The sequence below is a fragment of the Streptomyces sp. MBT53 genome (genome assembly GCF_016654115.1).
Lineage (GTDB): Bacteria > Actinomycetota > Actinomycetes > Streptomycetales > Streptomycetaceae > Streptomyces.
Genome location: NZ_JAEQAZ010000009.1, coordinates 28,106 through 52,052, shown reverse-complemented (window position 1 = coordinate 52,052; position 23,947 = coordinate 28,106). Strand labels below are relative to the sequence as shown.

The following is a 23,947-nucleotide window of genomic DNA, read 5'->3' as shown; positions in this document are numbered from 1 at the left end:
GGGCGGCGAGGGGACGGCTGCCGTACGTTGTGAACGAGGTCGAAATGCTTGACACACGGGCCGCACAGCAGCCTCTCCCCATGGATCAACTCCCCCTCGGGGCATGGCAGATGTACACCCTCGGTGCCCCTCCCTCGTCGGGCACGGGATCCCCGGCCGTGGCGCGTACGCCCTCCCGTACGGTGGCGCCGGTACGCGGATCTACGACGCGGTAGGGAAGCGGGACGTTCTCCGGGTCGGTGATCATCAGCGGGCCGCCCTCCTCCGCGTAGCAGACGTACAGCTCGCCGGGGACGGACAGGCCCCGGGGTGCCAGGGTGGAGTGCCAGTCCGGGCGCATGTCCGTGAGCGGGAGGCCGTCGAGGATGTGGGAGATGCGGCCGACGTGGTGCGAGCCCTCGAAGTCGAGTGCCTCGCGCCAGCCCGCGTCCTCGGCGAGGAAGTACGTCTCGTGGCCTGGTTCGTCGGCGTGCAATCGCCACTGCCACAGGCTCGCCGCGCCGTACACGACGCCCATCGTGCCGCCGGCGCAGAGGTTGCTCCAGGCCTCGTGCCCCTGCCACCAGCCCGCTGCACGCCCTGGGCGGCCGGTGTTCTCGTACGTCGGCTCGCCGTTCGCGACCGCTTTGGGCGGGGTGTTGCGCCACATGTCGGCGACCCGCTCCTGGACGTGTCCGCCCATGTGGCCGGTCTGGCACCACTGGAAGTGCAGCCAAGTCTCGTTCTGGTGGGCGCGGTTGGCGGAGTGCGGCCGGTAGTGGATGCCGCAGGGCTGGCCGTAGCCGTCCCAGCGGCCGATCTCCGCGCCGCCCGCCGCGATCTGCGGTTCGCCGCCCTCGCCGTCGGCGCCGACCAGGTAGACGGTGGGGGCGGCGCCGTAGCGGGCGACGAGATAGCGGCAGTAGCGGGCGTACTCCTGCGGTGGGACCACCGGGCCCGCCACCCGCTGGCCCTTCCAGCCGAAGCCGTGGAAGAGCGGCTGGAGGACGGGCACGATCCCGTGGTCGCGGAGGATGCCGGTGAGCCGGTCGAGGTACTGGAAGTACTCGGGGTTCAGGACGTTGACGTGCCCGGTGGGCAGATCCTCGAAGCCGACGTCGAACCCCTCGTCGGCCGTACGGTCGCGGGGGCCGCGCGCGTCCATGTCGGGCTGGACGCTCATCAGCAGGGCCGCGTTGAATCCCTTGGCCCGGCGGTCAGTTGCGTACTGCGTCACCTGTTCTTCCGTGGCCCGCCAGGGCAGGGCCCAGGCGGTGTCGGCCACCAGCAAGGCGGGCGTTCCGTCGGCGTGCACCAGGCTGCGTCCGCCGGGTGACATCCGCCAGAAGCCGTGCCGGTGGAAGGAGTTGGCGTCGTCCGGGGCAGGGCGGACGTCGAGGGTTCCGGTCCGCCCGGAGAGTCCTTCGTCCGTGAGGCAGTTGCTGTCGCTGCGCCAGGTCCAGCGGCCGGCCGGCTCCGGGGAGGCGAACCGGATCCTCCAGGTCCGGCCGCCGTCCCAGAAGGCCGGGCGGCGCAGGACCGTCCCGGACTCGTGGGTGAAGTCGGCCCATACGTCGACGTCCGTGTAGGGGTTGGCGTGGTCGCGGACCCCGGTGAGGGTGATCTCGGTCCCCCGCCACGGGGCGGTCACCGGGTCCGCTTCCGGTCGTGCACGGCTCATGACGGGTCGACGGTGATGTCGGTGGTGAGGGGCAGGCGCGTGGAGGATGGTCCCGCTTCCAGGCGGAAGGTGCCCGGCTCGACCGTCCAACTGCCTGTCCCGGTGTCCCAGTGCCGCAGGGCCCGCGCGTCCACCGTCACCGTCGCGACGGTCTCCTCGCCCGGCGCGGCCTCGACCACGGCGAACCCGGCCAGCCAGCGGACCGGACGTTCGACCTCGCTTCCGGGGCGGCCGACGTAGATCTGCACGACCTCCTTGCCGTGCCGCGCGCCGGTGTTGCGGATGCGCACCTCCGCCGTGAAGTCGGCGCCGGGCTCCACCTCACCGGGGGCGTCGAGCGAGACGTACTCCCAGGTGGTGTAGCCGAGTCCGTGGCCGAAGTCGTAGCGGGGCGGCTGCCATTCGGGACGGCCGGCGCCCCGGTGGCCGATGAACAGTCCCTCGTCGTAGATGAGGACGCCGTCGGACGGATCAGTGGTGGGCAGTCCATGCTCGGAGGCGGGCCAGACCGTCGGGAGCCGGCCGCCCGGTTCCGCCTCGCCGAGCAGGACGTCGGCGAGCGCGTTGCCGAACTCCTGGCCGGGGAACCAGGCGAGCAGCACGGCCGCCACGTCGTCGGCCCACGGAAGCAGCACCGGCGCCCCGGAGTTGACCACCACGACGGTGCGCGGGTTGGCCTCGGTGACGCGGCGGACGAGTTCGTCCTGCCGACCGGGGAGGGCGAGGGTCGTGCGGTCGAAGCCCTCGCTCTCAACCTCCTCGGTGGTGCCGACCACGACGACGGCGACCTCGGCATCGCGGGCGAGTGCGACGGCCCGCTCGATCTCCTCGTCGTCGCTGCCGTGCGGGGGCTGCAGATTGAGCTGGAACATGGTGACCGCGCCACCGATGGCCTCGCCCGTGGAGCCGGAGGCGGCCTCGGTGTCGGCGTCGATGTCGATGTCGTGGGTGAGGAGGATCTCGGTCTCCTCGCCCTCCGCCAGCTCCACGGTGTGCAGCTGCTGGGGCGGGGTCATCAGCCCCTCCACCAGGTCGGCGCCCGGCGGGAGTTGGAGCCGTACGTCGAAGGCCTCGGCCCCCGCGACGGCCATCCGGAAGCGGCCGATGCCCGAGCCGCCGATCGCGTAGCGGCCGGCCTCGGTCGCGCGGACGACGGTGCGCACCTCCACCCGGGCGACCTGGTCGACGGGTACTCCGGGGCCGTAGGAACCCATCCAGGTGTAGGCGGCTCCGGCACGGAGTTCGGAGCCGAGGAGGGTTCCGTCCGCGGCGAGGAAGCGGACCTCGGTGCCCTCTCCGGTGCCGTCGGGGAGGCGGAGGTGGGACAGCGGCGCCACGGGTGTGCGGGTCCCCGGGGTGACGCCGATTCCGTGGGTGACCTCGACGCCGTCGCCGAGGGCGGCGCGGATGCCGTCGAGCGGGGAGACGGTGTACGGCGGGAAGACGGTGGCGCTGCCGCCGCCGAGGGTCCGGGCGACGGCGGCGTTGTGGCCGAGGACGGCGACCTTCTTCAACACCGCGCGGTTCAGGGGCAGTACGGCGTTCTCGTTGCGGGCCAGCACGAATCCGGCGGCGGCGGTCTCGCGCAGCCGGGCCGCCACCGATGCCGTGTCCTGCTCCGGCGGCCGGGTGTCGGCGGGTATGCCGTCCAGCGCGCCGACCCGGGCTGCGAGGCGCAGCAGCCGCAGCACCTTGTCGTCCACGAGCGTCTCGTCGACCTTGCCCTTGCGTACGGCGGCCACCAGCGCGTCGCCCCACGGGCCGATCGGGCCGGGCATCACCAGGTCGAGCGCGGCGCGCGCGGTCTGCTCGGTGGTGCGGGCGGCGAACCAGTCCGACATCACAAGACCGTCGAAGTGCCAGTCGTCGTGCAGGACTTGACGCAGCAGCGGGCTCTCGGTCATCGGGTGTCCGTTGACCCCGTTGTAGGCGGCCATGACCGCCCATACGCGACCCTCAGCGACGATCGCCTCGAAGGGCGTCAAGTACAGCTCCCGCAGGGCGCGTTCGCCGATGCGGGCGTCCAGCGTCATCCGCTGGGTCTCGGAGTCGTTGCCGACGAAGTGCTTGACGGTGGCCGCCACGCCGCCGCCCTGCACGCCCTTCACATAGGCGACGCCGATGCGGGAGGTGAGCAGCGGGTCCTCGCTGAAGCACTCGAAGTGCCGTCCGCCGTAAGGGGTTCGGTGCAGGTTCACGGTGGGGGCGAGGAGGACGTCCACGCCCTTCGCGCGTGCCTCGTGGGCGAGCAACCCACCGAGTTCCTCGACCAGTTGCTCGTCCCAGGTGGCGGCGAGAGCGGTGGGTGAAGGCACGTTGACGGAGGGGCTGCGTTCGTCCCACAGTTCGCCGCGGACTCCGGCGGGGCCGTCCGAGACGACCAACCTCCGCAGTCCTACGGCGGGTTCGGGGTGGAGGGACCAGAAGTCCGCGCCGGTCAGCAGCCGCACCTTCTGCTCCAGGGTGAGCGCGCCGAGGCGCCTGGCGAGCTCGGCCTCGTCGGCCGTGGGCGGGGCGTCGGTGGGGGTGGGCTGCCGGGTCACGGCGTCCTCCTCGGTGAAGTGTGACGGGTGGGGGTGTCGCTCGCGCTCTCGACGAGAATCCGGACGTCCCAGGGGCCGAGCCCGAGGGCGGTTCCGGCGGCGAGGGGTTCGCCGGTGAGCAGGTCGCGGACGTCTTCCGGGAGGCGGTAATCGACCGGCTCCCAGGCCCAGTTGTGGATGAAGCGCAGGGTCGCGCCGTCGGCGGTGGTGGCCGAGGTGCAGGTGACGGAGGCCGGCCGGGCCGCACGCCAGGCGTCGGGTGGGAGCGAGGTCGCGGCGATCCAGTCGGCGAGGCTGTGCGAGAGTTCGCGGTCCGGGACGGTGCCGACGTACGTCACCCGGCCGGCGCCGTGTTCGTGGGTGGTGACGGCGGCGAACTCGCCCAGGTGCGGATGGTCGTACCCGGCGAGGACGGTCGCGCCGTCCGGGATCAGCCCGTCGGCCCACGCGGTGGCCTGCCCGTGCAGGGCGGGGCCGTTCGGCGTGCCCTCGCCCTTGGTGATCGTGACCGGGGTCAGCACATTGGTGAACTCCTGGTAGTGCGCGCCCGCGGCGGGGCGCAGCACTCCGGGCATGACCGTGTGCCGGGCGACGGCCTCCTCGTCGGCGTAGCCGGTGCGGGGAGTGAGGACGAGATGGCCGCCGGCTTCGGCGTACCGGCGCAGCAGATCGAGGGTCGTGTCATCGGCGATGTACAGCGCCGGGACGACGAGCACCGGCCAGCGGTCCACCAACTCCTGTGGGCTGGAGGGGAGTTGTTCCGGGGCAACGATGTCGACGGAGAGTCCGGCGTCGAACAGCCCCCGGTAGTAGGCGGCGACGATCCGGTCGTAGGACTGCGGGTCGCCGAACCAAGAGGGGGCGCCGCCCCGGAGCGGTGCCATGAACTCCATGGCCCAGCGGCTGTCGGCGGAGAGCAGCATCGCCACGTCGCTGGTGGGGCGCAGGCCCTCGATCGTCGGGCCCGCCTGCTCCAACTCCCCTGCGATGACGGAGAGTTCCTGGTACGTCCGGCCGGGTTCCAGGCTGTGGCCGAGGATGCCGCCCCAGTAGGTCTCGGCGCCGTAGTGCAGGGAGTGCCAGTGCCAGTACTCGATCATTCGGGCGCCGCGCGCGACCATGTTCCACACGGCCTGGCGGGCCTGGCCCCGGTAGAGGGGGAAGTTGTCGGCGGAACCGCCGATGGAGGTGGCGTTGGTCTCCATGACGAGGAAGGGTTCCTGGCGGATGCCTCGGGCGAGGTCGTTCTGGAGGGAGAGCCAGGCGGGCCCCGACCAGGGGACGAAGAACGGGTACAGCGCGCCGGTGGGCTCGTCGGGGCCCGGCAGGGCCAGGCCGTCCTGCGTGGCGTAGTAGATGTTGGCCCCGGCGATGTCGAGGGGCCGGCCGATGGCGGAGATGTCAAGGCCCTGTTGGCCGAGGGCGACGCAGGTGGTGATGAAGTGGTGCTCGGGGACGAGGCCGCGGACCAGTTCGGCGTGCCAGGTGATGTACTCCTGCGTCAGCCGGGCCTGGTAGCGGCGCCAGGCGAGGTCGTACGACGGGGTGGTGTTGCCGTCGGGGGTCCACAGGTCCGCCCAGTCCGTCAGGCGGTGGGACCAATAGGTGAGTCCCCAGCGGCGGTTGAGGGTCTCGACGTCGCCGTAGCGGTCGCGGAGGTGGTCGAGGAAACCCTGGAACACCGAGTCGTTGTGGAAGAGGCGGAGTCCGGGCTCGTTGTCGACCTGCCAGCCGATGACGGCGGGGTGGTCGGCGTAGCGGCCCACGACCTTGCGGACGAGCCGTTCGGCGAGGTGCCGGAAGGCGGGGTGCGAGTAGTCCGCGTCCTGCCGCATGCCGTACGGGATGGGTTCCCCGGTGCGTGAACGGGCCGCCGTTTCGGGGTACTTGCGGCGCAGCCAGGGCGGGACGGCGTACGTCGGGGTGCCCACGATCGCCTTGATACGCCGGTCGTGGGCGGCGTCGAGCACGGGCTGCAGCCAGTCCAACTCGAACTGTCCCTCGCGGGGTTCCCAGGTCGACCAGACCGACTCGCCGACCCGGATGACGTTGAACCCGGCCTCGGCCATCAGGTCGAGGTCCTGCGCGAGTCTCTCGTACGGCTGGTACTCGGTGTAGTACGCGGCTCCGAAGAGCATGGGTGTGGAGGAGGTGCCCATACGGTGCTGGTGGCTTTCTGTCAGGAACCGGTCGGCCGGTTCTGGACGGGACGAAGGTGTCAGTCCTCGCCCCGGTAGCTGAACTGCGCGAAGGCGACCGTGCCTTCGGTGGCGTACATGCCGACGACTCGGCCCGTGAAGGACGCGGCGGTCTCGGCGGAGACGTAGCGGCCGTCGAGGGCCGCGAGTTCGACCGGTCCGGTGCCGGAGTCGACGGACAGGTGGACCACGTCGGGGCCGAGGGCGTCGAGGCCCATGCCGGTGACGGGTTCGGTCTCGATGCGTACGGTCACCGGTCCCGGGGGAATCGGCTGCTCCCAGGTCTGGGAGAGTCCGCCCACCCGGGCGCGGGCACGGGTGAGGCCGGCGCCCACCTCGATGTCGTAGTGGTGGAGTTCGTCGATACGCAGGCTCAGTCCGCCGGTGCCCTCGCCGCTGTCCACGCGGACCGTGAAGGCGGCCGACTCGTGCTGCTGGCGGCGGCCGACGAACCGTGGCCGGGGGTCGTCCATGGTGGAGCCGTCGGCGTGGATGACGAGATGGCCCGGGCGCTCGGTGAGCGAGGACCAGTCGGCGGCCGGTGTGCGTATCGAGAGCCATTCCAGGCCGAGTTGGGCACCGCTGAAGGTGTCGGACTGCTCAACCGGTCCGGTGGACGGGGTCAGTTCGACCGGCTGGACCACGGGCCAGCCGTCGACCCATTCCAGCGTGGTGCCGAACGTCTCCCGGCCCATGGGCGAGAAGGCCCTGGTCAGACCGCCGGGTCGCATCCCCAGCAGGATCAGGGCCCAGCCGTCGTCGGGAGTGCGTACGAGGTCGGCGTGGCCGGTGTTCTGGACCTTGCGGGCGGTGCTGCGGGCGCTGAGCACGGGATTGGCCGGGCAGCCCTCGAAGGGGCCGTCGGGACGGGGGCCGCGGGCGATGCTCACGGAGTGCCCGCGCTCGGTGCCGCCCTCGGCGATCAGGAGGTACCAGGTGCCGTCGATCTCGTAGAGGTGCGGCGCCTCGGGGAACATCAGGCCCGTGCCGGACCACAACGCCCGTGGTTCTTCGAGGGCTTGGCCGGTTTCGAGGTCCATCCGGACCTGCTGGACGCCCAGGTGCTCACCGGCGCGGTCGCCGTCGAGCTGGAGCCCCGAGTACGTGACGTAGCAGGTGCCGTCGGCGTCCCAGGCGAGGTCCGGGTCGATGCCGGGCGCTCCCTGCATGACGACGCCGTCGGACCAGGGGCCCTCGGCACGGTCGGCGGTGAAGATGAGACTGCCGCGTCCCATCGCGTCGGTGACGACCAGCCAGAAACGGCCGTCGTGGAAACGGATGGTGGGCGCCCAGGCACCGCCGAGCGTGGGGACCTTCTCGACCGCCAACTGCCCCGGCCGGGTGACCACATGGCCGATCGGCTCCCAGTGCTCCAGGTCGCGGCTGTGGAACAGCGGTATGCCGGGGAGGTACTCGAAGCTGGAACAGGCGAGGTAGTAGTCGTCGCCGACGCGGGTGACGCTGGGGTCCGGATGGAAGCCGGGGACGATGGGGTTGGGCAGGGTCATGCTCGGTCTCCCGACGTCGAGGCGATAGCGGGGGTGCTCGTGGAGGCGCCGGCCGCCAAGGCCGCCGCCAGGCGCTGCCGTTCGGCCCGGCGCTCCGCCTGGCGTGCCGGGTCCGGCACCGGCGCGGCGAGCAACAGGCGCTGGGTGTAGGGGTGTTCGGGTGTGGTCGTGACGGTCGCCGCGTCGCCGGTCTCGACGATCTCGCCGCCGCGCATGACGGCGACCCGGTGGCTGATGTGCCGGACCACGGACAGGTCGTGGGTCACGAAGAGATAGGCGACGCCGGTGCGTTCCTGGATCTCGACAAACAGGTCGAGAACCCGGGCCTGGGTCGACAGGTCCAGTGCGCTGACCGGCTCGTCGCAGACGATGACCCGCGGGTCCCGTGACAACGCCCGTGCGATGGCGATGCGTTGGCGCTGGCCGCCGGAGAACTCCCGGGGCAGCCGCTCCCCCGCGTCGGCGGGCAGCCGGACCTGGTCGAGCAGGTCCCGCACCCGCTTCTCGGCCTCGGCGCGAGGGGTGCCCGCGACGCGGAGCGGCTCGCTGAGGATGTCGTCGACGGTCATGGCCGGGTTGAGGGAGGTGTAGGGGTCCTGGAACACCACCTGGATGTCGCTGCTCAGTGCCCGGCGTTCCTTCGGGCCCAGGCCCGAGATGACCTTGCCGGCGTAGTGGACGGTGCCGGAGGTGACGGGGGCAAGGCCGAGGACGGCCCGGCCCAGGGTGGTCTTGCCGGAGCCCGACTCGCCGACCAGTCCGAGGGTCTCGCCCGCGCCGATGGTGATCGACACTCCCTTGAGCACGCGGAACGGCGGCTTGCGCCATCCCTTCGACGGGTACTCCACGACCAAGTCGTCGACTGCCAACAGGGGTTCGTCGGCCGGGAGTTGCCTGCTCGGTGTCCCGTTCATGGTCGCGGTCATGCCGGACCCTCCTGATGTACGGAGTTCGTGATCACTGCGGGATCCGTGCCGCCCGCGACGCTCGACGGCACGATGCGGCTGAGCGGGGAGCGCGGCTCCGCGTCCTCCAGCGTGGAGGCCAGGAGCATCCGCGTGTACGGGTGGCGGGCTCCGGCGAACAACTCCCGTACGGGGGCGGACTCCACGACGGTGCCGGTCTGCATCACCGTCACGCGGTCGCAGATGTCGGCCACCACACCGAAGTCGTGGGTCACCAGGATCACGCCCATGTTCCGCTCGCGTTGAAGGGACCGGATCAGGTCGAGCACCTCGGCCTGCACGGTCACGTCCAGTGCCGTGGTCGGCTCGTCGGCGATCAGCAGGTCCGGTTCGCAGGAGACCGCGCCGGCGATGAGGACGCGCTGCGCCATACCGCCGGAGATCTGGTGGGGATAGCTGTTGAAGACCCGCTCGGGGTCGGCGATCCCGACACGTTCCAGCAGGGCGAGGGTCTTCGCCTTCGCCTCGGCGGCCGACAACTTCAGGTGTCTGCGCACCGGTTCGACCAGTTGGGCGCCGATACGGAAGGAGGGGTCGAGGTTGGACATCGGCTCCTGCGGGACGTAGGCGATGCGGCGGCCCCGGTAGCGGTTCATCTCGGCGCGGCCGAGGTTTCCCAACTCCTTGCCGTCGAAGACCAGTTGACGGGTGGAGACGCTCGCCTCCGGGGGCAGGAGCCCCAGCACGGCGAAGGCGGTCTGGCTCTTGCCCGAGCCCGACTCCCCCACCAGGCCGAGGACTTCGCCCCTTCGCACCGTGAGCGAGACGCCCTCGACGACAGTCTTCTCCCCCTCGGCCGTCGGATAGGAGACGGTCAGTCCTTCGAGGGCGAGCAGCGCGTCCGTCGCCTCGGGCGGTTCGGAGTGCTTCACCACCACCGGCTTGCGGGGCCTCGCACCGCGCGGCTTCCGCGCACGCGTCGCGGTCCCGTCCAGCGCGTCCCGCAGGGCGTTGCCCAGCAGGCCGAACGCGGCGACGGTCACCGCGAGCGCCGCTCCGGGCCAGACCATCAGCTCCGGCTTGTTGTAGATGTTGGCGAAGGCGTCGTTGAGCATGGAGCCCCAGCTCGCCTGGCTCGCCGAGCCCAGGCCGAGGAACTCGAGACCGGACTGGATGACGATGCCAAGGCCGAGCATCTGGGCGGCCTGGATGATGGTCGGCGCCTGGACGACGGGCAGGATGTGCCGGCGGATGATCCGACGGTCGGCCAGGCCGGAGACCCGGGCGGCGTCCACGTACAGCTCCTCGCGCACGGAGATCACCGAGGCGCGGATCAGCCGGAAGACGCCGGGTGACATCAGCACACCGAAGACGGCCATGGCGATGTACGTGTTCTGTCCCACCGAGGACATCACGACCAGCAGCACGATGATCGCCGGTACGGCCATCAGCAGGTTCGCCAGCCAACTGCTCACCGCGTCGAACCACTTGCGGTAGTAGCCGGCCACCAGACCGGCGGGAACGCCGATCACCAGGGCGACGACCACCGCGAGCAGAGCGCCCAGCAGGCTGGTGCGTCCGCCGTAGAGCAGCCGGGCCAGGACGTCACGGCCGACGCCGTCACCGCCGAGGGGGTGCTTGCCGCTCATGGGGGCCAGGCTCTCGGTGAGCGAGGTGTGCGCCGGGTCCTGGCTGGTCAGGAGCGGTGCGAACAGGCTGGCCAGGGAGATGACGGCGAGCAGGACCAGGCAGGTCACGGCCACCGGGCTGCGCAGGAGCCGGCGCAGGAGGCCCGCCCTTCCGTGTGCGGCGACGGCCGGGGCGATCGCTGTTTCTTCGGACTGAGGCAGCGTCATCCGACACGCACCTTCGGGTTGAGCCAGCCGTACGCGAGGTCCATCAGGATGTTGACCACCACGACGAGGGCGACCATGACCACGACGACGCCCATGACCACCGGGGTGTCGCCCTGGGATCCGGCGCTCGTCGCCTCGCTGCCGATGCCGTTGAGGCCGAAGACCTTCTCGACGACCACAGCGCCGCCGACCAGGCCGATGAACTGCAGGGCCAGCACGGTCAGCGCGGCCGGGGCCGCGTTGCGCAGCGCGTGCCGGAACAGCAGGCTGCGCTCGCTGATGCCACGGCTGCGGAGGGTCCGTACGTAGTCCGCGCGCAGGACGTCGACCATGGAGCCGCGCACCTGTTGGGCGGTGGCGGCGATCGCTCCGACGGAGAGCGACAGCGCGGGGAGGGTGATCGACTTCAGCCAGCCGCTCGCCGAGTCGGCGAACGGGACGTAGCCGGTCGCGGGCAGCCAGCCGAGGTCGACTCCGATCACCACGGCGAACACCAGGGCGACCAGGAAGCTGGGCACGGCGAAGCCGAGGACCGCGAGCAGCTGCACCACCTGGTCCAGCGCTCCGCGGCGGACCGCGGCGGCCACTCCCAGGACGGTGCTCAGGACCGCCGACAGCAGCAGGGCCGCCAGCACGATCGACAGCGTGACCGGCAGCTTGTTCTCCAGCGAGGTCGTCACGGACTCACCGCTGAACCACGAGCTGCCGAGGTTGCCGTGCACCGCGTCGGCGAGCCAGTGGCCGTAGCGGACCACGAAGGGCTGGTCGAGCCCGAGTTCGGCGGACTTCGCGGTCACCTGCTGCTGGGTGGCGGTCTGTCCCACGATCTGGCGCACCGGATCGGAGCCGGTGAGGCCCATCAGCGCGAAGGTCGTGGTCGCGATCACCAGGACCAGGACCAGCCCGGCGGCGATGCGCCGGACCAAGAAAACAACCATCAGTCTCTCCACCTTGCCTTTCCTCGGCCGTTGTCGAGCGTCGGCGGCCGGGCGGGATCGGTGCCCGCCCGGTCCGCCGTCCTGGTCAGCCGGCGGGCTTGAAGTTGTAGATCGGGGGCACCGCGGCGAACGTCTGCGGTGTGAAGGTGACGCCCTTGGTCGTCGCGTAGACGGCCTCCACGGAGTCCCAGGGCGCGTTCCACGCCTGGTCGACGAGGTAGGTGTTGAGCTGCTTGAACAGGGCCTCCTGGGCGGCGCCGGTCGCCGAGCGGGCCTTGGTGATGAGGTCGGTGACCTTGGGGTCGTCGGTGTGCAGCGGGTTCCACAGCGCGCTCTTGCCGACCTCGATCTGGATGGTGTCCCAGGGGCGGAAGGAGGCCAGCGTCATGTACGACAGCGGGTACTTGCCGGCGAGGAGGGCGCTGATGAACTGGGTGACGGGGATCTTGTCGACCTTGACCTTGATCCCGATGTCCTCCAACTGCTGGACCATGGCGGCCTGTTGGTCCGGGAAGACCGAAGACACGTCCGGGACGGTGACCGAGAAGCCGTGCGGGTAGCCCGCCTCGGCGAGCAGCTGCTTGGCCTTGGCCGGGTCGTAGGTGTACTTGGAGTTCAGGGAGCTGTCGAAGGCCGAACCGGCGGGGTTGAAGATCTGGGTGGTCGCCTTGCCGAGACCCTGCTTCGCCGTCTTGACGATCGTGTCGCGGTCGAAGGCGTAGTTGAGCGCCTGGCGGACCCGGACGTCACCGAGCGCCTTGACGATCTTTCCGGCGCGGTCCCAGATGTAGACACCCTCGACGTCACCGGAGGTGAACTTGGTGACGGTCAGTCCGCTGCTCTTCGCCGGGGCGATGCTCTTGGCGCTGGCCAGCAGCGCGCCGTTGACCTGACCGGAACGCAACGCGTTGAGCACGGCGGTCGGGTCGGTGAGCGGCTTGAGGACGATCTTGTCGAAGGGGAAGGCGGCCTTGTTCCAGTACCCCTGGTTGCGGACGAAGGTGTAGGTACTGCCCGCCGTGGTGGCCGAGTTGTCCAGGGTGTACGGGCCGGAACCCACCGGGGTGTTCTTGATCGTGCCCGCGGCGATGGCCTTGGGGCTGGCGATCATGCCGGCCACGTTGCCGAGGTTCGGGACCAGCGAGGGATCGGGTGCCGAGAGCCTGATCTTCACCTCGGTGGCGCTGACGACGTCGACACCGCTGATGCTGGCCAGCTGGCCGGCCGCCTCGCTGGTGCCGCCCTTGGTGTGCAGCAGGTTGGTCTTGACCGCCGTCGCGTCCAGGGGGGTGCCGTCGGTGAACTTGACGCCGCTGCGCAGGGTCAGCGTGAGTACCGTGCGGGCCGCGTCGTAGGACCACTTGGTCGCCAGGTTGGGTTCGACCTCGGCCGTCGGGGACAGCCGGAACAGCGAGTCGTATACGGGCTGGTAGTACTGCGCGTTGTTGCCGAGTCCGGCGTCGGCCAGGTCCCACGGCTGCGCCGCGACGAGCGGGGCCAGGGTCAGGGTGCCGCCGGTGGCCGCTTTGCCGGAACCGGAACCTGAACCCGAGCCGCACGCGGCCGCGGACAACATCAGGGCCGCGGATACGGCCGTCAGCGCGATTCTTCGCATGGGTACTCCGCTGGTGAGTGGATGACCGGGCGGCATCAGGCGTCGAGCCGCCCTCAAGAGCCTCGGAGGTAAGGGGAGAACCAGGTCCTGACGCGGCTTCGACCGTTCTTGGCGGTCAGCCGTCCCTGGCCGAAGGGGGTGTGTTCGCCACCGTTTTCGGTGGGTGAGAACCAGCCACTGATACGTACAAGTGAAACGTATGCGTAACGTAAGCCCAGCCCTCGGCGGGCCACAAGACCCGTGCGTCACTGTTTTCCGGAAAGCCGGAATTAACCGGGGCGTCGCGTCAGCGCACACCCGAAGCCGGGGCGTCGCGTCACCGCGCGCCCGGAGCCGGAACGGCTGTTGTCAGGTTGGACCTACGGCCGTCAGGCCGACTCGCGCACGACCAGGCTCAGCGGGGTCACCTGGGGCGACGACGGCAGCGCACGGCCGGTCACGCCGCTGACGATCATCCGGGCCAGACGGCCCACGACGACGTCGAGGTTGTTGTCGATCGTCGTCAGCGGCGGCATCGCGAAGGGCGCCAGTTTGTCGTTGTCGACGCCGATCACGGCCAGGTCGCCGGGGGCGGTCAGGCCCACCCTGCGCATGCCCGCGAGGAGGGCGAACGCCGTCTCGTCGTTGTAGGCGCACACTCCCGTGACGGCGGGGACGGCCGAGTGCCACTGCTCGGCCGCGGCGGCGGCGGCCGCGATGTCGAGGGGCACGTCCAGCAGCACGGGCGGCTCAAGTCCGCGCTCCGCGCAGGCGGTTCGGGCGCCTTCGAGCCGCAGGGCCAGGAAGTCGCGGAGCCGGGGATCCCCCGGAGCGGCGTAGCCGACGCGGACATGCCCCGTGTCGGCCAGCCGGTCCACCTGCATCGCGCCGATGAGGGTCTGGGGGATGGTCAGCACGCCCGGGGCGGCGTCGGGGCCCATCCCTGCGCTGACCACGTGGATGCCGGCCGCCCGCATACCGGCCACGTCCTCGGCGGAGACCTCGAACGCCGTCATCACGGCCACCGGCATGAGTTCCTGCCAGAGCGACTTGAGCGGGGAGTGGTGCTCGCGTCGGGTGACGAGGTTCAGGCCGTGCCGCTCCAGCTCGTCGCCGAGCAGTTCGACGAGGGCCGTGATCGTGCCGCCGACGGGGACGTCCGGGAGGAACATCAGGACCAGGTCGCTGCGGCCCAGGCGGAGGGCGCGGGCCGCGGCCGACGGTTTGTAGCCCAGCTTCGCAACCGCGTCGAGAACCTTGCGCCGGGTCTGCTCGGAGATCTTCTGGTGCGGGACGTCGTTCAGCACATAGCTGACCGTGGTCTGCGAGACTCCCGCTTCCTTGGCGACGTCGGTCGCCGTCACGCGGCCGGTCCTGCTCGCCATGGGAGCCTCCTGGGAACATCTCGGACATGCCGATGCCGTGCGCCCGCCCGGGGTGGCGTGCGTCACTGAATCGTAACAGTGAGGGTGCCATACGTCCGACGTGTCGGACAGGATGGCCTGTTACTGGCGGTACGAACGATGCCCCCGGGTCTCGGGATCAGCCGTCCTCGCGCACAGCGGCGTCGAGGAGAGGGCCGAGTTCCCGGGCCACGGCCGTCAGAGCACGGACGTCCCGCTCGGCGCGGGCCAGGAGAATCGCCCCCTCCAGGGCACTGATCATGAGGGTGGCCAGCGCACCGGCCCGCTCCTCCGGCACCCCCATCCCGGCGAGGGCGCGGGCGACCGAACCGCTCCAGGTGGCGAAGGCCGCGGAAGCGGCTTCACGCGTGGCAGCACTGGTCTCCGCGCGGTCCACCGTGGCGGCGGCCACCGGACAGCCGCCCGCGAAGCCGACGGCCGTGTATTCGTCGGTCCACTGGCGGACCATCTCGCCGAACAGCCCGCTCGGCGTCGGCTCGGACAGCGCGGCGAGAAAACGGTCGACGCGCTTGCCCGCGTACCGCCCTCCCCAGCCGACGGCCTCATTGACCAACTGCTCCTTGCCGCCCGGGAAGTAGTGCTGCAGCGAGCCACGCGGCGCGTGCGCGTGGACGGCGACCTCGCGCATCCCGGTGGCGGCGACTCCGTCGCGCCGGATGAGCTGCGCCGCACTGAAGACCATCCGCTCGCGCGCCCCGTACCGGGACGCCTCCGCCGCCGCCATCTCCGACCTCCGTCACCGTCGCACGGGCTCTCCGCACTCCACTCTATGACCGCCGTCATAGAGTGAACTACTATGACAGCCGTCATAAACAACGGCGATGGTGACGGTCCGGCCTCGCCGGGAGACGGAAACGGCGGTGCATCGTGACGTACGTGGGTTTCGTCGGCCTCGGGGTCATGGGGCAGCCCATGGCGCTCAACCTCGCCCGCGCCGGAACACCCCTCGTGGTGTGGAACCGCACGCCCGGCCGGTCGGAACCCCTGCGTGCCGCCGGGGCCGAGGTCGCGGCGGGCCCCGCCGAGGTCTTCGAGCGGGCCGACGACGTCGTGTTCCTGATGCTGGCCGACGAGACTGCCGTCGACGCCGTACTGGGCCGCGGCACCCCGGACTTCGCCGCGCGGGTCGCCGGACACACCGTCGTCCACATGGGCACGACCTCGGCCGAGTACTCGGGGAGTCTCCAGGACAACATCCGCAGCGCGGGCGGGAGATACGTCGAGGCCCCGGTCTCCGGCTCTCGAGTCCCGGCGGAACAGGGGCAGTTGGTCGGCATGCTGGCCGGGGACGCAGATGCCGTGGCGGCCGTACGACCGCTGCTCGCGCCGGTGTGCCAGGAGACGTTCGCCTGCGGTGCCGTTCCGGGCGCCCTGCTGATGAAGTTCTCGGTGAACCTGTTCCTGATCACGCTGGTCACCGGGCTCGCCGAGGCGTTCCACTTCGCCGACCGGCACGGGCTCGACCAGCGCCTGCTGCGGGAGGTGCTGGACGCGGGGCCGATGGCCAGTGCGGTCTCCCGGGTGAAGGCGCCCAAGCTGGTGACCCGCGACTTCGCCGTGCAGGCCGCGGCCACCGACGTACTGAAGAACAATCGCCTGATCGCGGAGGCCGCCCGCAAGACCGGGCTGGCCTCCCCGCTCCTCGACGTCTGCCACGCCCTCTACGAGGAGACGGTGGCACGGGGTCACGGCGGCGAGGACATGGTGGCCGTACTGCGCGCGCTGGAGGCGAGGACCGAGGGTGCGGCAGCGTCCGGCGCCCGTACTCCCCCTGCGCAGCACGGCATGTGAACGCGTGTGGCCGCCCGGGATCCGACCCGGACGGCCGTGTGAGTTCGGGGTGCCGAGGTCAGGTCACCAGGAGGTGCGCGTCTGCTGCGACTGCTGAGCCTGCTGCGGCGCGGGGAACACGGAGTCACCGCCGAACAGCGGCGCGGGCGCGGGTGCCTGCATCGCCGCCTCGTCGTCGCCGAGCATCATGTCGGGGTCGAACATGACGATCACGGCGGCGATCAGCAGGACGACGAGCGGGCCGGCGAGCATGACCAGGAGGAACGCGACCAGGTCGGCCGAGGACTGCGCGGATTCGGCCTGGTGGGTGAGGTGCACGGAGACAGCGGCCATCCCGGTGTAGTGCATGCCGGTCACGGCCACACCCATGACCAGGCTCGCGCCGAGGCTCGCCCACAGCGCGTGGATGGAGACCGCTGCCCACAGTGCCGCAGTGGCCGCCCCCACGGCGATCACTACGGACAGCACCACGGTCACGGGGCTGTAGTGAAGGGTGCCGTTCGTCTGGATGGCAGCCATCCCGAGGTAGTGCATCGCCGCCACACCGAGCCCGGTGACCACACCCGCGACAGCGAGGTTCAGCGGTGAGCCACCCCGGTAGCCGACGAGGAACACGCCTATGGCGACCACCACGATCGCCACGAGGAGGCTCAGGAGCGTCTTCGTCGTGTCGTAGTTGACCAGCGCGCTCTGGACGCTGAAGCCGATCATCGCGATGAAGTGCATGGTCCATATACCGCAGCCGATGGACACGGCGCCCAGGGCCAGCCACCGGGCTCTGTGCTGCGGGCGGCGCAGCGAGCGGGTGGTGCAGCGCAGCCCGAGGGCCGCGCCCAGGCACGCCATCAGGTAGGCGGCGACAGGTGTCACTGCGCCGTAGTAGAAGTCGGAGACGGTGGCGGTCATCGAGGGTTCCCTTCACGTACGTGACGGCAGGCCACGCCGCAGGAGCGGTGGGCCGGCACGGTGACGTGCGCACGCTCCCGTCCGACGGGCCACGGAGACCGCCGGGCCGCGCCGGGCGCGAGCCTCCGGTCGGGAGACGCGCGGGGACACAGGGTGCGCCACGGCAGGGGCGCGCGCGGATCGACCACTCCCGCCCCTGCCGCACGTTCGTACCGGCTCGGCCGGGCGGACGTGCACGAGCGCGCGGACATCCTGCGAACGGAGACAGGACACGGGGAACCGAACGGTCGAGTTCAAGCCACCAGGCCGAGTTGTGCATGATTCAATCACGGCGTTCACACATTTCCTGCACAACCTGGATAGGTGTTAGCCGAATCGATACATCGCCACTACTGCCCATAAAGCCCACCAACGTGGCGAGTTCACCGTCCGGCACTCTGGCCGCCGTCGACGTGGAGCACCTCTCCTGTGACGAAGGACGCGTTCTCCAGGAAGACGATCGCGTCGACGACATCGGCGACCTCTCCCATCCGTCCGAGCGGGTGCAGTGCGGCGAGACTCGCGGATGCCTCCGGCTGCATGGGAGTTCGGATGACGCCCAGCGCGACGGCGTTGCTGCGGATGCCGCGGGAGGCGTACTCGATGGCCAGCGCCTTGGTGGCGGACTGCAGCCCGCCCTTGGTCAGCGAGGCCAGCACCGAGGGGATCGCGGAGTTGGCGTGGTCGGCGAGGCTGGTGCTGATCTGGACGATGTGTCCGGTGCCCTGACGAAGCATCTGCCGGACGGCGAGCTGGGTGATGTGGAAGAAGCCGGTCAGGTTGACGCCGACGACCTTCTCGTACTCCTCCTCGGAGTAGTCGGTGAACGGCTTGGCGAGGTAGAGGCCCGCGTTGTTGACGAGGGTGTCGATCCGGCCGAACCGTTCGATCGCGGCGGTGGTGACACGCTCGGCCGTGGCTGGATCGGTGATGTCGCCCTGGACCGTGAGGACGTCCGGGTCCGCCGAGGGCGGGATGCCGCGCGAGGTCGCGACGACGCGATGGCCGAGCTTCCGGTACGCCTCGACGAGTCCCGCGCCGATGCCCTGCGAGGCGCCGGTGATGACGGCGACCTTCCTGGCGGGAGTGTTCATGGTGGCCCTCCGGCCTTCCTGGTGGTGACGTGCGGAAATTCCTGGTCCCTCTCGGCGCGGACGTGCCGTACGGAACCGGCAGCGGGACCCTTGGGGGACGACCGCCCTTGAAGGCGACCGCGCTCGGGGTCCGGCGACGGAGGCAGCAGTGAACGAACTCTCGGCAAGTACCGTCGTCGTCACCGGCCGGGACCGAGGGCGGCTCGACGCGGCCCGCGACGAACTCGGTGCGACGGCCGCGAGGCTCGACCTGGGGGATGCCGAGGGAGTGCACCGGTTCTTCGCGGAGCTGGCGGCTCCGGTCGACCACGTCCTCGTCGCCGGGGGCGGACCGATCTACTCGCCGCTCGTCGACATGGACTTCGACCTGGCGCGGGGCGTGCTCGACGAGCACCTGCTGGGATCGCTGCGCATCGCGAAGGAGTGCGCGTCGCGTGTCCGTCCCGGCGGCTCACTGACGTACATCACCGGCACGTACGCCCGCCGCCCGGGCGTGGGTCTGAGCATCGCGGCCGTCGCGGCGGCGGCCCTGCCCTCCATCACCGCCAACGCGGCCGTCGAGATCGCCCCCGTCCGGGTCAACGCGATCGCCGCCGGGTTCGTCGACACCCCGCTGTCGGCCCGCCTGCTCGGCGACGAACTGGAGCGTCGCCGCGAGGAGTTGCGCGCCACGCTGCCGATCCGCCGGGTCGTGGGGCCGTCGGACGTGGCCGCGCTCGCCCTGCACCTGATGACCAACACGGCACTCACCGGGGCGACTTACGACATCGACGGCGGCCAGCAGCTGATCCCCTGAGCCATGCGGAACGCTGGCGCGTCATGCCGTCGCCTTCGCGTCCGCGGCCCGGATCTGATCGTGCAGGTCCTTGAGGGCGGCGACGTAGATCTCCGAGAAGGTGGGGAACGGCTGGATCGTGTCCCTCAGCACGTCGAGCGGGACGCGGGCGCGGACGGCAAGGGTGGCCTGTTGCAGCCACTCCCCCGCCTCCGGGCCGAGGGCGTGGGCGCCGGTGATCACCCGGCCGTCGCTGAGCAGGGTGAGGAACCCGTTGGCGTCGGCGTAGGCGCGGGTGTAGGCCGCCGTCTTGGCCACCCCGGAGATCGGGACGGTGGCGCTGAACGGTGCCTCGTCCGCGCCGACCGAAGCCGCCTGCGGGTCGGTGTAGACCACGCGGGGCACGGCCGTGTAGTCGGCCTCGCGGGGTTCGCCGAGGATGTTGGCCGCGACGATCTCGCCCTGGTACTTGCCGACGTGGGTGAGCATCCAGAGCCCGGTGGCGTCGCCGACGACCCACAGCCCCTCGGCGGCACGCAGCCGCGCGTCGACGGGAATGCCGTGCTCGTCGGCCTTCACGCCGACCGTGTCCAGGCCGATGTCGTCGACGCGCGGGCGGCGTCCGGTGGCCACGAGGAGGTGATCGCCGCGCAGTTCCCGTCCGTCGTCGAGTGTCAGGACGTAGTCCTCGCCCTCGCGCCGGGCGGCGACCGTCCGCGGTCCGAGCACCAGCTCGACCCCGTCGCGGCGCAGCACCTCGCCGAGCGCCTCGCCCAGCGGCCGGGGCTCGCGGGGCAGGACGTACGGGCCGTGGGCCGTGAGGACCACCTCGCCGCCGAGCCTGCGTACGGCCTGGGCCATCTCGACGCCGACGGGGCCCGCGCCGAGCACGATCAGCCGGCGCGGGACCGCCTTCATGCCCGTCACCTCGCGGTTGGTCCACACGCCCGTCAGGTCGGCCAGGCCCGGAACCGGCGGCATGATCGGTGCCGCCCCAGTGGCGACGACGACGTGCTCGGCGGTGTGGCGGGCTCCGGCCACCTCCACGACACCCGGTCCGGCAAGGCGCCCTGTGCCGCGCAGCAGGTCGATGCCGGTGTCGGCCAGCCAGCGTTCCTGCCCGGCATCCGAATAGTCCGACACCATGAAGTCCCGCCAGGCCAGGGCCTGTTGGACATCGACCTGGGCACTCGCCGCGGCCTCCCGCGCGCCGTGCACCGCCTCGCCGGGGCGCAGCAGGGTCTTCGACGGGATGCAGGCCCAGTACGAGCACTCCCCGCCGACCAGTTCGCGCTCCACCAGGGCGACCCGGAGTCCGCCGTCGGCGAGGGCGCCGGCGCAGTGCTCACCGGGCGATCCCCCGCCGATCACGATGACGTCGTAGTCGTAGGCATGATCGTGGTCGTGGCTCATCCGTTCGTCCTCCTCGCCCGGGGCCGCCCTCGATCGGGTGTCAGGTCGGCAGGTCGGTACCGGCCTGCTCACCCACCATGTACCGCGCGTACCAGTCGGGCCAGTCCGGGTCCTCCGTGCCGGTGCGTGCCTCGTGCTCGCCGTGTGCCGCGGCGGCGCGGCGCAGTGCGCCCGCCAGGTCCTCGGCCGAGGCGAACGTCGTGGCCGCGGGGTCCAGCCGGCCCGGGAGCCGGGTGGTGATCTCCTGGAGGACCCAGCCGTTGCCGTCCGGGTCGCTGAACGACACGAACGAGCCGTAGCTGCTGCGCTTCGGGTCCGGTCCTGGCACCCGGGCGTCGGTCCCGGCGTGGTGGAAGACGCCTCCCTCGTCGTGGAAGACGTCGCTGGGGTCGGCGCCGACCCGCTTGAGTTCGTCGTGGGCGGCGTCGATGTCGTCCACGATCAGGTGCAGGCCCTGGGCGGAGCCCGGTGCCTGGGCCGTGACCGAGGTGCCGAAGATGACGGAGGCGGGCGAGCCCGGCGGTGTCACCTGTACGACGCGGAAGTCCTCGCCGGTGGCGACGTCGGCGTCGAGCCGCCAGCCGAGGGCCGTGTAGAAGTTCTTGGCCCGGTCCACGTCCCCGACCGGTACCACGACGACTTCGAGCTTCATGTCCATGAGCTGCGCCTCCGTTCTCGGACGAACTGCCGACCCCTCCAGAATCGCCGCTACGGCCCCGATCCGCGCCGGGGAGTCCGCCCGGCGCTCGTATCAGAGACGATCGGCGTCCAGAACCGCGCGGGCGAACGCCTCCGGCGCCTCCTGCGGCACGTTGTGCCCGATGCCGTCGAGGGCACGGTGGTCGTAGGGGCCGGTGAACTTCGCGCGGTAGGCACTTCCGTCGCCCGCCGGGGTGAAGGGGTCCAGCTCGCCGTCGAGAGTGATCGTGGGGACGGCGATGGGCGGGCCCGCGGCGAGCTTCGCCTCGATGCCGTCGTAGCGGGGGTCCCCCGCGACGAGGCCGAGCCGCCAGCGGTAGTTGTGGATCACGATGCTCACGTAGTCCGGGTTCTCGAAGGCCTTCGCGGTGCGGTCGAAGGTGGCGTCGTCGAAGTGCCAGGTCGGGGAGACGTTGCGCCAGATCAGCTTGGCGAAGTCGTGCCCGTACTGGGCCAGGCCCAGCTCACCGCGCTCGGTGGCGAAGTAGTACTGGTACCACCACGCCAACTCGGCGGCGGGAGGCAGCGGTTGCTTGTTCTTCTCCCGGTTGGTGATGAGGTAGCCGGTCACCGAGACCAGGGCCTTGCACCGCTGGGGCCACAGGGCGGCGATGATGTCGGCGGTCCGCGCTCCCCAGTCGAAGCCGCCGAGCAGCGCCTTCTCGATCCGCAGGGCGTCCAGCAGGGCGATGATGTCGAGGGCGACCACGGCCTGCTGGCCGTTGCGGAAGGTCTTCGACGACCGGAACGTGGTGGTGCCGTAGCCGCGCAGGTAGGGCACGATCACCCGGTAGCCCTCGGCGGCCAGCAGTGGCGCGACGTCGACGTAGCTGTGGATGTCGTACGGCCATCCGTGCAGCAGGACGACCACCGGGCCCTTGGCCGGGCCGACTTCGGCGTAGCCGATGGTCAACTCGCCCGCCCTGATCTGCTTCAGCGACTCGAAGGACGTAAGGGCCGTCGTCCGCGCGGGAGTTGACGCCTCCGGTCCGGCGGGAGCGGCGGACGCGGGTGACGAGCTGAGCCATCCCGCCAGGGACGCGGCCGCGGTCCCGGCTCCGATGGTCCTGCCGAGGGCTCGCCTGTCGATCATGTGAACCGTCCTGCCTGTGGGGATGCCGGAGAGTGCTGTCCGATCATGGTCCGCCGCCGGTCGCCCGGGGCGCCACGACCAGTTTCCTCATATGTGGGAGGTACGGCCTCTCGCCCGGGCGGCAGTTCATGCGTGAGGGCGAACGATTCAGCCACTCTGTCGTCCCTGGCCCTCCCGCACGGCCCCGGCCGCCTCCGCCGCCTTCTTCGTCACGTCGGCGGCGGCGCGCGCGGCTCGGCCCGTCATCCGCCAGGTGAGCATGCTCAGGGCCGTGCCGGGGTGCGGCGGGAAGACGCCGAGCTGGCCGAGCATGGTCACGTCGTCGCGCACCGCCTCGTGTCCGACCACCTTGCCGTCACGGAGGTCGAGCACATGGATCTGCTCGAAGTCGATGTCCCGCCCGGTCGGCGGTATCGCCTGGTCGAGGGCGCCGTCACGGAAGCGGACGAAGGGTCCTGTGTGGCGGCCCCGCATGCGCAGCCGTAGCCAGACCTGCTCGTCGTTGTGGGCGATCCCGAGGACGGGGAAGGCCAGGTCGGTGAAGGCGGAGCGCATCCAGGCGCTGGAGGCGAGCACGCCCGCGGGCCCGGGGAGCGCGCAGGCCGCGGGCGACACGGCTGCCTCGCGGTTGCGGAAGTCCTCGTGGACGACCTCGGCGGCCAGTGCCGGGTCGCCGGTTTCGAGGATGCGGAAGAGCCCGTGGGCCAGTTCCGTGGCGTCCATGCCCATTGCGTGATCCCTTTCGCGGGGGTGCGTTTCGAGGGGTGCTGCCGTCCGACAGCAATTGAGGTTACAGGACGCCTATTGAATTCTTCACCGTAGGATCGCGCCATGCCTCCCAAGCGCCGTTACGTCTCCCCGCTGCGCGAACAGGCCGCCGCGCGGACGCGCGAGCTGATCCTCGGACACGCCACGGAGCTGTTCGCCGAGCGCGGCTACGGCCGGGTCACCGTCGCCGACATCGCCTCGGCGGCCGGTGTCGCCTCGAAGACGGTCTTCGCGAGCGTCGGCAGCAAGGGCGACATCCTCGATCACATCGTCGACCGGGGCGTGCTGGCCTCCGGCTACGACCAGGCCATGCAGGAACTGCTCGAACTGCGGAGCCCGGAGGCGGTCCTCAAGGCCCTGGCCCACGGCACGCGTCTGGGCAACGAGGGACAGTTCGCCGTGCACGAGGCGATCCGCAAGGCGCTGCCCGTCCACGAGAACGGCGAGGAGCTGTGGGAGCGCGCGACGGCCGCGTACCGGGACGCCCTCCGTACCGCCGCCCGCCATCTGCACAGCCTCACTCCCCCGCCGTCGCACTCGGCGAAGGAGACCGGCGACCTTCTCTGGTACTGGTTCGGCCCCACCGGCTGGCGCACGCTCGTGGTCGAGAACGGCTGGTCGTGGGACCGCGCCGAAGAGGTCCTGTACGGCACGGCGGTGGCCGCACTTCGCTGACACCGGTGGCCGGAGACCGCGCACGCACCGGCTGCAACCGGAACGCCCCACGCCGTCGTCAGAACCCC

General features: G+C 71.0%; 19 protein-coding genes. 3 read left to right on the top strand and 16 right to left on the bottom strand.

Features of this window, described 5'->3' with window-relative positions; translation table 11 throughout:
• Positions 1–85: 85 nt before the first annotated feature.
• The 10 genes from JHN45_RS05495 to JHN45_RS05450 all read right to left on the bottom strand — a co-directional run bounded on the left by JHN45_RS05495 (position 86) and on the right by JHN45_RS05450 (position 15,350).
• Positions 86–1,660: a DUF4038 domain-containing protein gene (locus JHN45_RS05495; RefSeq protein WP_236583383.1), complete on the bottom strand. Its 1,575-nt coding sequence runs from the start codon at positions 1,658–1,660 to the stop codon at positions 86–88.
• Positions 1,657–4,203 carry a glycoside hydrolase family 3 C-terminal domain-containing protein gene (locus JHN45_RS05490; RefSeq protein WP_201048227.1) on the bottom strand — a complete coding sequence of 849 codons (2,547 nt, stop codon included), beginning with the start codon at positions 4,201–4,203 and terminating at the stop codon, positions 1,657–1,659. Before JHN45_RS05490 ends, JHN45_RS05495 begins: the two co-directional genes overlap by 4 nt.
• Entirely contained in the window at positions 4,200–6,362 is a 2,163-nt protein-coding gene (locus JHN45_RS05485) for a beta-galactosidase (RefSeq protein ID WP_201048226.1), read from the bottom strand. The genes JHN45_RS05490 and JHN45_RS05485 overlap by 4 nt, the downstream gene beginning before the upstream one ends.
• A gap of 59 nt (positions 6,363–6,421) precedes the next feature.
• Entirely contained in the window at positions 6,422–7,909 is a 1,488-nt protein-coding gene (locus JHN45_RS05480) for a glycoside hydrolase family 43 protein (RefSeq protein WP_201048225.1), read from the bottom strand.
• Positions 7,906–8,835, bottom strand: a complete 930-nt coding sequence (locus JHN45_RS05475; RefSeq protein ID WP_201048224.1) for an ATP-binding cassette domain-containing protein — start codon at positions 8,833–8,835, stop codon at positions 7,906–7,908. Before JHN45_RS05475 ends, JHN45_RS05480 begins: the two co-directional genes overlap by 4 nt.
• The gene (locus JHN45_RS05470; protein ID WP_201048223.1) at positions 8,832–10,670 is read right to left on the bottom strand and encodes a dipeptide/oligopeptide/nickel ABC transporter permease/ATP-binding protein; all 1,839 of its coding nucleotides are present in this window, start codon (positions 10,668–10,670) and stop codon (positions 8,832–8,834) included. Before JHN45_RS05470 ends, JHN45_RS05475 begins: the two co-directional genes overlap by 4 nt.
• Positions 10,667–11,608, bottom strand: a complete 942-nt coding sequence (locus JHN45_RS05465; protein ID WP_201048222.1) for an ABC transporter permease — start codon at positions 11,606–11,608, stop codon at positions 10,667–10,669. The genes JHN45_RS05470 and JHN45_RS05465 overlap by 4 nt, the downstream gene beginning before the upstream one ends.
• 85 nt (positions 11,609–11,693) lie before the next feature.
• Complete coding sequence (locus JHN45_RS05460; protein WP_201048221.1) at positions 11,694–13,223, bottom strand: ABC transporter substrate-binding protein; 1,530 nt, start codon at positions 13,221–13,223, stop codon at positions 11,694–11,696.
• 368 nt (positions 13,224–13,591) lie between these two features.
• Positions 13,592–14,587, bottom strand: coding sequence for a LacI family DNA-binding transcriptional regulator (locus JHN45_RS05455; RefSeq protein WP_201048220.1), 996 nt, complete (start codon positions 14,585–14,587; stop codon positions 13,592–13,594).
• A 157-nt stretch (positions 14,588–14,744) separates the two neighbouring features.
• Positions 14,745–15,350, bottom strand: a complete 606-nt coding sequence (locus JHN45_RS05450; RefSeq protein ID WP_201048219.1) for a TetR/AcrR family transcriptional regulator — start codon at positions 15,348–15,350, stop codon at positions 14,745–14,747.
• Between the two features lie 143 nt (positions 15,351–15,493).
• Between JHN45_RS05450 and JHN45_RS05445 the strand changes: the two genes are divergently transcribed.
• On the top strand, positions 15,494–16,417 hold the full coding sequence (locus JHN45_RS05445) for an NAD(P)-dependent oxidoreductase (RefSeq protein WP_201048218.1): 924 nt from the start codon (positions 15,494–15,496) through the stop codon (positions 16,415–16,417).
• Positions 16,418–16,480: 63 nt separating this feature from the next.
• Here the strand turns inward: JHN45_RS05445 and JHN45_RS05440 are convergent, their stop codons facing one another.
• Together JHN45_RS05440 and JHN45_RS05435 are read right to left on the bottom strand one after the other, a co-directional pair.
• Positions 16,481–17,323, bottom strand: coding sequence for an MHYT domain-containing protein (locus tag JHN45_RS05440; RefSeq protein WP_201048217.1), 843 nt, complete (start codon positions 17,321–17,323; stop codon positions 16,481–16,483).
• A 422-nt stretch (positions 17,324–17,745) separates the two neighbouring features.
• Positions 17,746–18,456 carry an SDR family NAD(P)-dependent oxidoreductase gene (locus tag JHN45_RS05435; RefSeq protein WP_201048216.1) on the bottom strand — a complete coding sequence of 237 codons (711 nt, stop codon included), beginning with the start codon at positions 18,454–18,456 and terminating at the stop codon, positions 17,746–17,748.
• Positions 18,457–18,604: 148 nt separating this feature from the next.
• Between JHN45_RS05435 and JHN45_RS05430 the strand changes: the two genes are divergently transcribed.
• Positions 18,605–19,252, top strand: coding sequence for an SDR family oxidoreductase (locus JHN45_RS05430; RefSeq protein ID WP_201048215.1), 648 nt, complete (start codon positions 18,605–18,607; stop codon positions 19,250–19,252).
• Positions 19,253–19,273: 21 nt separating this feature from the next.
• On the opposite strand, the gene JHN45_RS05425 is transcribed toward JHN45_RS05430, so the two are convergent.
• The 4 genes from JHN45_RS05425 to JHN45_RS05410 form a co-directional block, all read right to left on the bottom strand.
• Complete coding sequence (locus JHN45_RS05425) at positions 19,274–20,644, bottom strand: NAD(P)/FAD-dependent oxidoreductase (RefSeq protein WP_201048214.1); 1,371 nt, start codon at positions 20,642–20,644, stop codon at positions 19,274–19,276.
• Positions 20,645–20,684: 40 nt separating this feature from the next.
• Entirely contained in the window at positions 20,685–21,302 is a 618-nt protein-coding gene (locus tag JHN45_RS05420; protein ID WP_201048213.1) for a VOC family protein, read from the bottom strand.
• Positions 21,303–21,395: 93 nt separating this feature from the next.
• Positions 21,396–22,436, bottom strand: coding sequence for an alpha/beta fold hydrolase (locus JHN45_RS05415; protein ID WP_201048212.1), 1,041 nt, complete (start codon positions 22,434–22,436; stop codon positions 21,396–21,398).
• A gap of 147 nt (positions 22,437–22,583) precedes the next feature.
• A complete protein-coding gene (locus JHN45_RS05410; RefSeq protein WP_236583382.1) occupies positions 22,584–23,159 on the bottom strand; it encodes an ester cyclase in 576 nt (191 codons plus the stop codon).
• Between the two features lie 108 nt (positions 23,160–23,267).
• On the opposite strand from JHN45_RS05410, the gene JHN45_RS05405 reads away from it, so the two are divergent.
• Entirely contained in the window at positions 23,268–23,879 is a 612-nt protein-coding gene (locus JHN45_RS05405; protein WP_201048210.1) for a TetR/AcrR family transcriptional regulator, read from the top strand.
• The last annotated feature ends 68 nt before the right edge of the window (positions 23,880–23,947 follow it).

What these genes read in the sequence shown, in the direction of transcription:
- JHN45_RS05415 (WP_201048212.1), bottom strand. Translation starts at nt 22,436, where the DNA reads ATGATCGACAGGCGAGCCCTCGGCAGGACCATCGGAGCCGGGACCGCG.
- JHN45_RS05405 (WP_201048210.1), top strand. Translation starts at nt 23,268, where the DNA reads ATGCCTCCCAAGCGCCGTTACGTCTCCCCGCTGCGCGAACAGGCCGCC.
- JHN45_RS05440 (WP_201048217.1), bottom strand. Translation starts at nt 17,323, where the DNA reads ATGACCGCCACCGTCTCCGACTTCTACTACGGCGCAGTGACACCTGTC.
- JHN45_RS05485 (WP_201048226.1), bottom strand. Translation starts at nt 6,362, where the DNA reads ATGGGCACCTCCTCCACACCCATGCTCTTCGGAGCCGCGTACTACACC.
- JHN45_RS05465 (WP_201048222.1), bottom strand. Translation starts at nt 11,608, where the DNA reads ATGGTTGTTTTCTTGGTCCGGCGCATCGCCGCCGGGCTGGTCCTGGTC.
- JHN45_RS05410 (WP_236583382.1), bottom strand. Translation starts at nt 23,159, where the DNA reads ATGGACGCCACGGAACTGGCCCACGGGCTCTTCCGCATCCTCGAAACC.
- JHN45_RS05470 (WP_201048223.1), bottom strand. Translation starts at nt 10,670, where the DNA reads ATGACGCTGCCTCAGTCCGAAGAAACAGCGATCGCCCCGGCCGTCGCC.
- JHN45_RS05455 (WP_201048220.1), bottom strand. Translation starts at nt 14,587, where the DNA reads ATGGCGAGCAGGACCGGCCGCGTGACGGCGACCGACGTCGCCAAGGAA.
- JHN45_RS05450 (WP_201048219.1), bottom strand. Translation starts at nt 15,350, where the DNA reads ATGGCGGCGGCGGAGGCGTCCCGGTACGGGGCGCGCGAGCGGATGGTC.
- JHN45_RS05495 (WP_236583383.1), bottom strand. Translation starts at nt 1,660, where the DNA reads ATGAGCCGTGCACGACCGGAAGCGGACCCGGTGACCGCCCCGTGGCGG.
- JHN45_RS05425 (WP_201048214.1), bottom strand. Translation starts at nt 20,644, where the DNA reads ATGAGCCACGACCACGATCATGCCTACGACTACGACGTCATCGTGATC.
- JHN45_RS05475 (WP_201048224.1), bottom strand. Translation starts at nt 8,835, where the DNA reads ATGACCGCGACCATGAACGGGACACCGAGCAGGCAACTCCCGGCCGAC.
- JHN45_RS05435 (WP_201048216.1), bottom strand. Translation starts at nt 18,456, where the DNA reads ATGAACACTCCCGCCAGGAAGGTCGCCGTCATCACCGGCGCCTCGCAG.
- JHN45_RS05420 (WP_201048213.1), bottom strand. Translation starts at nt 21,302, where the DNA reads ATGGACATGAAGCTCGAAGTCGTCGTGGTACCGGTCGGGGACGTGGAC.
- JHN45_RS05460 (WP_201048221.1), bottom strand. Translation starts at nt 13,223, where the DNA reads ATGCGAAGAATCGCGCTGACGGCCGTATCCGCGGCCCTGATGTTGTCC.
- JHN45_RS05480 (WP_201048225.1), bottom strand. Translation starts at nt 7,909, where the DNA reads ATGACCCTGCCCAACCCCATCGTCCCCGGCTTCCATCCGGACCCCAGC.